Here is a 10,845-nt window from a genome sequence, read left to right as displayed (position 1 = left end):
TGTCCATCTCAGAAACACCATCTGTTTCTGGTGAGGTGGGAGAGATAGGCAAGATGTCCATCTCAGAAACACCATCTGTTTCTGGTGAGGTGGGCGGTGGGGTGGGTGTCTCGCCCGCCCAGTCTATCAAAGCAAAATTTGCCGATAACATCGTCAACGTAGAACTCGCCGCCCTAGAACTTCCGGATTTGGCAACTTTAGAACGTCATTTTTATACAACCAGCGCCTGTGGCGTGTGCGGAAAAACGAGTTTAGAAGCATTGCGGCAGCGAGGTTTTCCACCGATTCAAACTCAAATCAAAGTATCGCCAGAACTAATTTACAGTCTCCCCGAAAAACTGAGATCCGCGCAAGGTATTTTTACAGTAACGGGTGGATTGCACGCCGCCGCGTTATTCAATTCTGAAGGTGAATTATTAGCAGTGCGAGAAGATGTCGGGCGTCACAATGCGTTAGATAAACTAATCGGATGGGCGTTACTTAGTAGCCAATTACCGCTGAATAATCATATTGTCATGGTCAGCGGCAGGTCGAGTTTTGAAATTATGCAAAAATGCCTCGCTGCTGGCGTCCCAATTGTTTGTGCGGTGTCAGCACCCAGTAGTTTAGCAGTCTCTTTAGCGCAAGAATTTGGCATAACTTTAATTGGATTTTTGCGGGGGGAACGGTTTAATGTGTATGCGGGAGTCGAGAGGATTGGGGGTGCGATCACTCACCCGCCAGGGGTTTAAACCCCAGGCTAATAGCTAAAGTCCTCTGAAAGAGGACTAAAAAAAACAAAAAGATTCAATCCACTTAAGTGGACTTGCGCTATAGCTGTGGAAATTTATTTCCTGGCGGGTATTGAAACAGGTGCGATCGCAAATTAGTATTTAGAAAAATTTACAAAAGCTATCCGGATGCACGGAATGTTTTACGTAGACGTGGGTAAAGCTAAATCCATTTACTATTAAACCCCCACGTGGAGGACATCAGAAGTGACTATGAAAAAATTAATCGTTGCATTACTAACATTGAGTAGTGTAGCAGCCTTAGCTTCCCCAGTTTTGAGTGTGCCTGTAGAAATCCTTTTGCAGACAGGAGGGGACGACTTACGAGAAGGAAGCTACGCCAACTTTTATATAAAGCTGCGAGGCAGACCACTTATCGCACGCAACAACATTACAAGAAGACAGAATCTTGCTAACAATTCCCTAACTCGACGCACGACTGATATACCTGAATTAACTTCGCTGAATCAAGTGGAAACTGTGAAATCGAACATGTCTCCCAAGAAAGCTTTGGTCAAACAGCAGATAACTGGAATTTAGACAGCGCTGTTATCAGGATGCGTAGATCTTCCGACAGCGATCTTGTTACTATTTGTGAGACGACAAGAAGACACCGATTTGATGGTAGGAACAGACGCCTGACGATTAATCGCGTTCCCTAAGCTAGCATCATTCCACCATAGTGCGATCGCGCGCGCCATGTAGTGCGATCGCATTATTTTTTAAAGCGCTATCTTAGTATTAGATCCTACTCCCCACTCTGCTTATGACTACTATCACCCTAGTTGCCAAACCTGTTAGTCAAATTAAGCTAAATCCTGGTAGCGTAGTAACTATCACAAACGTAACCTGGCAGGAATTTGAGAAAATTTTACAGGAATTGGGCGAACATCGATCCACAAGAGTTGCCTACAGCAAGGAGACTTTACAAATAATGCTTCCCTTACCCGAACACGAACTACCTAGAGACTTAATTTCAGATATTGTCAAAACCTTGCTGAAAGCAACAGGCAGAAAATATCAACCCTTTGGTTCAACTACTTTTAAACGGCAAGGTGCAGCAGGAGTGGAACCCGATGCTTGTTTTTATCTCCAAAATTATCAAGGCATGATTGGTCGTCGGCGACTTCAAGCAAACGATCCGCCACCCGATTTAGCAATCGAAACCGATGTGACTTCTAAAACTACCCTCGATGCGTATGAAATTATTGGAGTTCCAGAATTATGGGTCTACGACAGCGGCAGATTTACTATCTATTTGCTCGCAGATGGAAAGTATGTAGAATCCGATACCAGTCCAAATTTCCCGGAGATGGCGATCGCGCAAATCATCCCAACTATTGTAGAACGTGCGTGGCAAGTAGGAAGTTTACAAGCATTAGAAGAATTAGAAGCAACGCTCAAATAATACTCGTATCTTTCCATCCATAAGCAACTTCATCGAGTTGAACGCCCCCGATTTCAATTTGCTGTTCATACACCTTCTCGCCACCCATTGCTTCATAAAACTTGCACGCCGGATTCTCTGTTAAAACCCATACCAGCATGGAATGAATCTCTATCATCGCCAGTCTCTCTACAACTGCCAAAGTCAAGCTGCGTCCTATTCCCCTACCTTGATAAGCTTCTAATACGTAAATTTTCTGCAATTCTCCCTGGTAAATTGAATTACCCGTGCGCTTTTTCCCACCACAGGCAAAACCGATAATTTCTCCCGATTCATCAATCGCAACATAGATAAACCAATCGCCATTTTTCAGAATTTGAACCCAGCTTTTTTCTCGCCTTTCATAAGATAAATTAGCTAGGTAATCTTCTGGGATAATGCCGCGATAAGTGGTGCGCCAAGTGTTTACGTGAACTCTGGCGATCGCACCAACATCACGGATATTAGCTTCTCGTACAATTACCATCATAGCTAAGAAAGAGGAGTGGAAAAAAATAAAAATATTCAGTCCACTTCAGTGGACTTGCGCTATAGCTGTGGAAATTTATTTCCTGGCGGGTATTGAAACAGGCGCGCTATCTTTAGCCCTCTGAAAGCCTTATTAGTTACGAATTCCATCATTATCGATGGCACTATAACCTTCACTACTCATCAATCCCAACCAAGGGTCGGAATTAGGCGTTAAAAACAATTGGGCGTAAACTTTTTCATTCAAAGCATTCACATTATTAATTGTTTCATTCCCATCGATAAACCATTGATGAATTTGACTGTGCAACATATATTCATTTCTGACCGTATCTAATGCGATCGCTGCCTCAAAATTGCTCACAACCCGCTGCAAATTCTCAGCATTTCCGTTAGGAAAACGTTTCGCACCGATCAAAGCGATGCTGTTTCGATCTAACTTTCCATCGCTGGCGTACAATTGAGCAATTCGCTGCCAGGTCGCTTCATCCGTAATTTCTCGTAGAGCAGCTTGATTTCTAGTAGCAGGAGATACATTAGACAGCATTGGCCCTTCCACCCGCATTTTACCTACCGCGATGGTTCCCGCGATCGCAGCGCTAGGAGGTTCGTTACTGTCGATAGGCATTCCCACCAACCGGGGAGGATTTTGAATCCCCAATTTGGCTAAATCTACCGCCCATTGGCGTTGAATCGAGGCGAGACGCTGACGGTGATATTCGCGCAGGAAGCTTTCCTTTGCAGAACTTTGGCGTTGAGTATATTCTTTGACTGCTTGTTCGGCTTCACTTAACTGGCGCCAGAAAGCTTTTGGGCCGTATAATCCCGGAATTGCATCAATTGGACGACCGGAACTGTCTAATATATAGTGAATGCTGTTCCCGGTAAGGGTGCGTTCCAACTTACGTCCGTCGCCAAAATCCACAGTAACTTTAGGCACTTCACGCACAGATTCCCAGTGTAAGATGTAGCGGTCGCGCAAAAATTGAGCAATTTCTGCATTGGGATACAAAGCGACGCGGAAAAAGCGACTATTTGCACAACTTAAATCTTGGTCGAGTCGTCCCAATAACCGTAATGAGAGAATTGGTTTACCAGTGGCACTCGCTGCGGTTTTAGCTTGTGCCAAATCAGTGTACCAATAAAGTTTAGAAGCATAACAATCCCTTTGCTGGCAAAGTGCATCTAACGCCTGGCGCATTTCTGGTGAAGGGTTATTCAGAGAATCGCGATGGGTATTGAGAAATATTTCTAACCCGCGCGGTCCCTGGGGGCGAAGTTGGGCGACTTGTTGGGCGAGTTGCGAGGGTTCGGAAACTCTTTCACTATAAGCTGTTGGCACAAAACCCACGCTGATAACTGTGACGGTTATTGCAGTTTGAATCAGGTTCAATTTCATATTTTTTTCCTCGCAACACGCCCGAATCAATAATATTAGACTTCCTGGGCAATGATTAGTTCCATTTTAGTTAAAGAAACCGGGTTTCTATCAAAGAAACCTGGTTTCTTGCGAAAAGGCGATCGCCTCTCGGTTGGGGGTGAGGGTGAAATACCGATACAACCGGACACGAGATCATGTATTTCAAGGTCCCTCTACCGGCGAAGCTCTAGTAATTTGCACCTCTTGAAACGTCCCTGTTTCCGGCACAGAAATATCGACAAATTGCACGCCTTCCGGCACTTTTATCACCACAGAAGCATCCACCGATTCCCCTTTTGGAATACTATTGAGACGAATAGAACCAGTAGAACTAGCGACGGGAACCGATTGATAAATTGTATTGCTGACAGAATTGCGCGCACTTATTTGCGGGATATTGATAACATCAGTCCTGACCACATTATCCGCGAGGCGACTCACCCGCATCTGCACGGTTACCAAGTCGCGCTTACCAGATTGGGGATTTTCCACCCGCTGAACTGATAGTAACTGCACCTGCGCTTTATTGCCGAAAGCATTCTTTGCTGAGTTACCCGCCGGGATATTTTGTCCTCGAATATCCTCGCGTTTCCCAGCTTTATTATCCGGTTTTTCTGACGAGGAATCAAGCGGTTTAATTACCCCTTCTGGCGCTATCGTCGTAGTTTTAGGCGATGGAAAAACAGGGGTAGTCGTACCGGGAATTGGAATTGTTTCTTGAATCGCAGGCGCTTTACCCAACGGACTAATAGAGGGATTTACCTTTGGAGTTGGCAGCGCAGTTCCCCCCGCCGTTGGTGTCGGCGTCGCGAGAGGGGGAGTCAATTGCAAAGCAGGTTCCCCATCGGCAACGAGTACATTTTTAAACGTGCCTGTATTTTCCAAAAAAACATCGATCAGAGTGATACCGCGCGGTACTTTTAACACCACATAACCATCCAAAGTTTGCCCCTGAGGCACGGTGAATAACGCAATCGGTCCCGATGAACGGTTTTGGGGGTCAACGGATTTGTATGTTTCGTTAGTTACGGGGTTGCGCGCTGTTGTAGCGCCAATATTAATCATGTCGCTCGTTGCGACTTTATCTGCAACCCGGTTGACGCGAAATTCCACAGTCACTTCGTCCGGCATTTCTGGAATTCGTTTGACAGAAAGTAATTCGACTTGCGCCTTATTCACTAAAGCGGACTGGACGTATGGGTTAGATGACGTCGGTAAACTACTTGTAGGGGATGGGGAAATATTGGTTGCTGGGGAGGGAGTTACTGTCGAACGGTTTCTGTTCAACCGAAGATTAAATCGCAGGTTCGCTTGTCCCAAATCCATTCCTTGATAAAGTAAAAATCCCCCCGTGCCCAAAAGCAGCATCGTCGCCGCGCCAGCCAAAAAGCCGTTCAAATTTTTGCCGCGCCTGGGTTTTGGTATCCGCGCTACAGTTTGATCGAACTGTTGCTGTTGATTTGGCGTTTTCATGACTCAGTCTAACTCCGATTTTTGCTCAACGCCCCTTGTTGCCCTATTGTGTCAGACTATGGGACCTGGTGACATCCCCATCAGAAATAATTTGATTGACAAAGAAGACGCGGTGAGTGGGAGACAAGGGAGAACGGAGAGAGGAAGATATCGTATAAATTTCCCGATTGGGTTCGCCCTCGTGTTACCATAGCGATTCTGTTTAAAAAATTGTAGAATCCCCTGCCCCTACAGTCTGAAATTTATTTTTCCCTATGACTGCAACCGAACCAGTAACCCAATTCCAATATAAACCCCAGTACAAACCCAACCAGCTGATTTGCGGCATGGGACAAACCGCAGTAGTGACGGGGTGGAGTGTTAAGTCTGCTGTCGCCAAACAATTACACCCCCACGAGTATGCTGTCATCGGGCAACTATACTCGCCCACCAGAGGAATTAGCTTCCTGATCAGAAATTTATTAGCCAATCCTCACGTCCGCTTTTTAGTTATTTTAAATGCCACCAAAGAAGACCGCAATGCCGGGGGTAGCGAATGTCTGTTAGACTTCTTCCGCAATGGATTTGTCGGTGGAGTTAGCGATACTGGACGCGATTGTTGGGTCGTCAAATCTAAAATTACCGGATACATCGATATTGAAATACCCGCCTCTGCCTTAGAAAAATTACGCCAATCTATCGAAGTTCAGTCAGCAACATCGATTGCCGATGCCATCAGTCTAGTTAAATCTTACGCCCAACGAGCAACCGTCGAACCTTGGGGAAACCCGTTACAATTTCCCTTGTCTGAAGTCATTCCAAATGTCCTCCCCGGAACCCGTTACGGACACAGAATCGAAGGCAAAACCATCGCCGAAACTTGGGTCAAAATTATTCATCGCATCAAGACAACCGGAACAATTCGCCCCACAGGTTATGACGGGCAATGGCAAGAGTTAATCGACCTGATGGCAGTGGTAACCGATGAGCCAAAAGGGTTTTATTTCCCCGACCCGAATTACTTGCCAATAGACCGCAATTTCCTAGAAGAATATATCTCGCAAATCTTAGATGACTCGCCCTACCGAGAAGGGGTAAAATATACATACGGGCAGCGCTTGCGTTCCTGGTTCGGACGCGACCAAATCCAACAAACCATCCAAAAATTAATCGGAGAAATCGACGCCGCCAGTGCAGTCATGTCTCTTTGGGATGTGAAAGACCACGAACAAGGCGGCAGTCCTTGTTTAAATCATATTTGGGTCAGAGTTGTAGAAAACGAACTATCTTTAACGGCGACTCTTAGAAGTAACGATATGTTTGCCGCTTGGCCAGCAAATGCAATGGGTTTGCGAGCATTACAGCAACATATTCGAGATGAAATACAAGCCCGTTCCGATTACAATTTGAAGATGGGGCCACTGATTACAATCAGTCAATCTGCTCATATTTACGATGATACTTGGGAAAATGCAGATAGCCTAATTCAGCAACAGTATTCAGCCATTTGTCAAGCAAAAAATTATTACGATCCAGCCGGAAACTTTTTAATTGAAATAGCAGAGAACAAGATAGTCGTTAACCAAACAACACCCGGAAGTGGAGAAATAGTAGCTTGTTACTCTGGAAAAGATCCGTTAAAGTTAGTCAGAGAAATATGCTCTGCTTCTCCCGCCATACGCCCAGATCACAGCGGATATTTAGGAATGGAACTACAGAAAGCAGCCGATAGTCTTAGAACGGGAAAACAATACATTCAGGATAGATAAAAATGTCTGAATTTACTAGACCTACTTGGGATGAATATTTTTTAATGTTAGCAAAACTGGCGGCAACTCGTTCCACTTGCCTTGCTTTTCCAGTGGGTGCTGTAATTGTGAAAAATAAGCAGGTTGTGGCAACTGGTTACAACGGTTCCCCATCTGGTTCGGCTCATTGTACTGCTCAAGGTTTCTGCTATCCTGGATTAAGTAGCTGCGATGCTAGTAAGGTGATGCCTTCCCGTGCAGTTCATGCGGAGGCGAATGCGATCGCGCAAGCTGCCAAACACGGAATTTCAACCGAAGGTGCAAGTATTTACGTCACCCTAGAACCATGTCTTTCTTGCTTAAAATTAATCATTTCCGCGGGAATTCGCGAAGTTTTTTACGAAACCGCTTTTAATAGTGGCAATAACGCAATTGTAAGAGATTCCTTTGTGAATGAAGGTTTAGTAACCCTCAAACAAATTCAACTATCTGAAGAAATTGCAAAAAGAGCCGCTTTATTCTTATTAAATCCTACCTCTGTCGCCAGATCCGAAGCCGCAGCAATTTTATTACCAACTGATATCAAATCGAGTTAATTGCCCCTGGACAATGGTGCGCGACGCTATCGCTCACGCACCCTACATATGGTGTGATGGGGCGCGACGCTCACGCTCACGCACTCTACATATAGAAACTTTGGGTAATACGATCTCCGCCTAATTACCCTGAATAAAAATATCGACCCGTCACCGCGTCACCGTGTCACCGCGTCATTCCTAACTATGGGTGAAGAACCGGACATTTCTCCCCTGCCCACCTGCCCACCTGCCCACCTGCTTGCCGATCAGGGGCAATGACTGGGGCGAATTTCTGTAATTTGATCGGCTAAATCCACAATCGCTTTGGGCATTTCTGGCCCGGTTAAAATAACATCTACGTGAGGAGGGCGCTTTTCTAGAAATGCCAGCACTTCATCTTCTGGAATTAAGCCGAGGTTAATCGCCAAACTTAATTCATCTAGAACAACAAGGGAATATTTGCCTTCAAACACCACTTGCTGGGTATACTGCCACAATTGCTGTAGCGATCGCATTTCCGTTTCATCCAACTGCGGCGTGTCGATGCAGCGAGGCAAGTCGCAGCGAATCCAATCTAACTGCTGCACCAGTTTAACCGGACGATCTTGACCTTGACGAATTCCCCCTTTGAGAAACTGAACCACTAACACCGGGGTGCCTTGACTCGCAATTACAAGTGCTTGCGCCATTACGTTGGTAAAGAAGCTGCGGTGGGAAGAGGTAAATACTTGTAAGAGTCCTTCAACGGTATGGGGAAAGCGATGCTCTGAACTAAGAGTCGAGGTTTCTAACTGGGCTACCATAGGTCAATCAGGGATTATAAGCCAATCGAGTTGGTCTAACGATATCTAGCGTATTTTTACCGACGCCTCCCTAGTAGAACACCACATATATGCTGAAGTCAATAGCTGCCCGATCTGTCTGTCCGGGATAGCTTTCTAGAATTTGATGGTAAGCTTAAGTCGATTCTCGATTCCACTATCCTTGGGAGTAGCTGTGGTGAGACTGGTGATTTTGGGAGGTGCAGGTGCAGGCAAGGGAACCCAGGCAAGGCAGCTATCAACCCACCTGAATGTCCCTTGCATTGCCACGGGAGATATATTGCGAACGGCGATCGCTGCGGGGACGCCTCTCGGTTGTCAAGCGCAACCCTATGTGGAGAAGGGCGAATTAGTACCCGACGAAATCATGATAGAATTCATGCGCCAGCGATTGCTATTGCCGGATGTGACCAACGGTTGGGTACTCGATGGCTACCCCCGTACTGCCTTCCAAGCGGAAGAGTTAGATTTTCTGTTGGAAGATTTACAACAGCACCTAGACTGGGCAATTTGGTTGGATGTGCCAGAACCAGTGTTGATCAGTCGATCGTTACAGCGATCGCGTTCTGACGACCAACCAGAAATCGTCTCCCGTCGCATCGAACTATTCAAACAGCGCACTATCCCCATTTTGGAATACTACGAATATCGCCAGCGACTGATAACCATCAACGGCAACCAATCTCCAGATCGAGTCGAGCAAGATATCCTACAAAAACTTAATGAAACAAAGAGTCATTAATCATTCATCATGTCTCGTTTTATGGTAAAGGTTAATCGGTAATCGCTCGTACTAAAAAACAATCACCAATTACCAATTACCCATTACCAATGACTAATCTGTGGCAGCGTCCTGATGGCAGACAACCCAACCAACTGCGTCCGATCCGGTTTGAACGCGGGTTTACCCGTTTTGCCGCCGGTTCTGTTTTAACTTGTTGCGGCGATACCCAAGTCCTTTGTACCGTTACCTTGCAAGAGGGAGTTCCCAAGTTTTTGGTAGGGACGGGAAAAGGTTGGCTAACCGCCGAGTACCGAATGCTGCCAACCGCTACTCATCCCCGCCAAGCACGAGAATTGTTGCAGTTATCGGGACGCACCCAGGAAATTCAGCGATTGATCGGACGCAGCTTGCGATCTTGTATAGATTTTCAGGCGCTGGGGGAATGCACGATCCTTGTCGATGCAGATGTTTTGCAGGCAGATGCGGGTACTCGCACGATGGCAATTACCGGCGGGTATGTGGCGCTTGCCGAGGCAATGGAAAAATTGGTAAAAGAGGGCAAATTAGAGCAATCGCCTCTAATTCACCAAGTCGCCGCCGTCTCGGTAGGACTATTGCAGGGTGAGCCATTTTTAGATTTAAACTACCCCGAAGATGTCGCCGCCTCGGTCGATTTCAACATCGTGATGAACGAAAATCTCGGTATTATTGAAGTTCAAGCGACCGCCGAAGAAGGCAGCTTCACTCGCACCCAGATGAATGGAATTTTGGATTTAGCAGAACAAGGCATTCAGGAATTGCTAGCAGCTCAGCGTCAAGCTCTAAGCAGTTCTAACACTTGAACGGTTCTCTAGAAGTTTGAGCAACAAAGTTTTACAATAATAGGAGGAGTACTTCCTCCTCAACAGCCAGATTTCTCAGATACTTAACTAACTGACTACGCCCCTACACTAGAAAATATCCCCCGACCTGGATTTTAGGTTGCTTAACTTTTAGTTATAAAAATTCATAACTTAGCCCGCTCGGTGATTTAAATCCTGTTAGCCAGTGACTGCGATCGCATCCACAGGTTGAATCAAATCGCTGGTTTTTGGTGCAAATATCACATATTTTCAGTATTTCGATCGCTTTTGTAATTAAAGAAAACTAGCAATATTGAATATGTAAGCCAAACGTGGAACAACCACTATGAAACTTTCTTATCGCGGGGTCAACTACGAATTAACTCCTACTTTTATCGAAGTAACTGAAAGGGAAACTTTCGGCAAATATCGCGGCTTGCCTATAAGAATTGCATCCCATCCTAGAGAACACCTCCCCCAATCAATTCTGAAATTAACCTATCGGGGTAATAACTATATTGGACTGTACTAAACAGCCGTTTATTGCAGCAAAAAGCAGGTATCTTTACCCCGGA

12 protein-coding genes are annotated in these 10,845 nt (G+C 45.7%); 8 read left to right on the top strand and 4 right to left on the bottom strand.

Features of this window, described 5'->3' with window-relative positions; all coding sequences use genetic code 11:
• From fdhD to ACE1CM_RS15855, 3 genes are all read left to right on the top strand, one after another.
• Positions 1-731 (top strand): formate dehydrogenase accessory sulfurtransferase FdhD (gene fdhD, locus ACE1CM_RS15865; protein WP_374878475.1); only part of this gene is annotated, 731 nt, incomplete at its 5' end.
• 252 nt (positions 732-983) lie between these two features.
• Entirely contained in the window at positions 984-1,310 is a 327-nt protein-coding gene (locus ACE1CM_RS15860) for a hypothetical protein (protein ID WP_374878474.1), read from the top strand.
• A 226-nt stretch (positions 1,311-1,536) separates the two neighbouring features.
• Complete coding sequence (locus ACE1CM_RS15855) at positions 1,537-2,178, top strand: Uma2 family endonuclease (RefSeq protein WP_374878473.1); 642 nt, start codon at positions 1,537-1,539, stop codon at positions 2,176-2,178.
• Here the strand turns inward: ACE1CM_RS15855 and ACE1CM_RS15850 are convergent.
• The 3 genes from ACE1CM_RS15850 to ACE1CM_RS15840 all read right to left on the bottom strand — a co-directional run bounded on the left by ACE1CM_RS15850 (position 2,171) and on the right by ACE1CM_RS15840 (position 5,578).
• Complete coding sequence (locus tag ACE1CM_RS15850; protein ID WP_374878472.1) at positions 2,171-2,686, bottom strand: GNAT family N-acetyltransferase; 516 nt, start codon at positions 2,684-2,686, stop codon at positions 2,171-2,173. The two genes, ACE1CM_RS15855 and ACE1CM_RS15850, sit on opposite strands and share 8 nt — an antisense overlap.
• A 132-nt stretch (positions 2,687-2,818) precedes the next feature.
• The gene (locus ACE1CM_RS15845) at positions 2,819-4,084 is read right to left on the bottom strand and encodes a hypothetical protein (RefSeq protein WP_374878471.1); all 1,266 of its coding nucleotides are present in this window, start codon (positions 4,082-4,084) and stop codon (positions 2,819-2,821) included.
• A gap of 183 nt (positions 4,085-4,267) precedes the next feature.
• The gene (locus ACE1CM_RS15840) at positions 4,268-5,578 is read right to left on the bottom strand and encodes a hypothetical protein (RefSeq protein ID WP_374878470.1); all 1,311 of its coding nucleotides are present in this window, start codon (positions 5,576-5,578) and stop codon (positions 4,268-4,270) included.
• Positions 5,579-5,832: 254 nt separating this feature from the next.
• On the opposite strand from ACE1CM_RS15840, the gene ACE1CM_RS15835 reads away from it, so the two are divergent.
• The gene (locus ACE1CM_RS15835; protein WP_374878469.1) at positions 5,833-7,326 is read left to right on the top strand and encodes a thymidylate synthase; all 1,494 of its coding nucleotides are present in this window, start codon (positions 5,833-5,835) and stop codon (positions 7,324-7,326) included.
• Between the two features lie 2 nt (positions 7,327-7,328).
• Positions 7,329-7,901, top strand: coding sequence for a cytidine/deoxycytidylate deaminase family protein (locus ACE1CM_RS15830; RefSeq protein WP_374878468.1), 573 nt, complete (start codon positions 7,329-7,331; stop codon positions 7,899-7,901).
• Positions 7,902-8,149: 248 nt separating this feature from the next.
• Here ACE1CM_RS15830 and ACE1CM_RS15825 read toward each other — a convergent pair whose 3' ends face one another.
• Entirely contained in the window at positions 8,150-8,686 is a 537-nt protein-coding gene (locus ACE1CM_RS15825) for a P-loop NTPase family protein (protein WP_374878467.1), read from the bottom strand.
• Positions 8,687-8,831: 145 nt separating this feature from the next.
• Between ACE1CM_RS15825 and ACE1CM_RS15820 the strand changes: the two genes are divergently transcribed.
• The 3 genes from ACE1CM_RS15820 to ACE1CM_RS15810 all read left to right on the top strand — a co-directional run bounded on the left by ACE1CM_RS15820 (position 8,832) and on the right by ACE1CM_RS15810 (position 10,802).
• The gene (locus tag ACE1CM_RS15820) at positions 8,832-9,446 is read left to right on the top strand and encodes an adenylate kinase (RefSeq protein WP_374878466.1); all 615 of its coding nucleotides are present in this window, start codon (positions 8,832-8,834) and stop codon (positions 9,444-9,446) included.
• 89 nt (positions 9,447-9,535) lie between these two features.
• Complete coding sequence (gene rph / locus ACE1CM_RS15815; protein WP_374878465.1) at positions 9,536-10,270, top strand: ribonuclease PH; 735 nt, start codon at positions 9,536-9,538, stop codon at positions 10,268-10,270.
• Between the two features lie 346 nt (positions 10,271-10,616).
• Complete coding sequence (locus ACE1CM_RS15810; protein WP_374878464.1) at positions 10,617-10,802, top strand: DUF4278 domain-containing protein; 186 nt, start codon at positions 10,617-10,619, stop codon at positions 10,800-10,802.
• The last annotated feature ends 43 nt before the right edge of the window (positions 10,803-10,845 follow it).

Source organism: Microseira sp. BLCC-F43, from assembly GCF_041929235.1.
In the GTDB taxonomy this organism is placed as follows: Bacteria; Cyanobacteriota; Cyanobacteriia; order Cyanobacteriales; family Aerosakkonemataceae; genus Microseira.
This window is presented reverse-complemented; position numbering and strand designations above follow the sequence as displayed.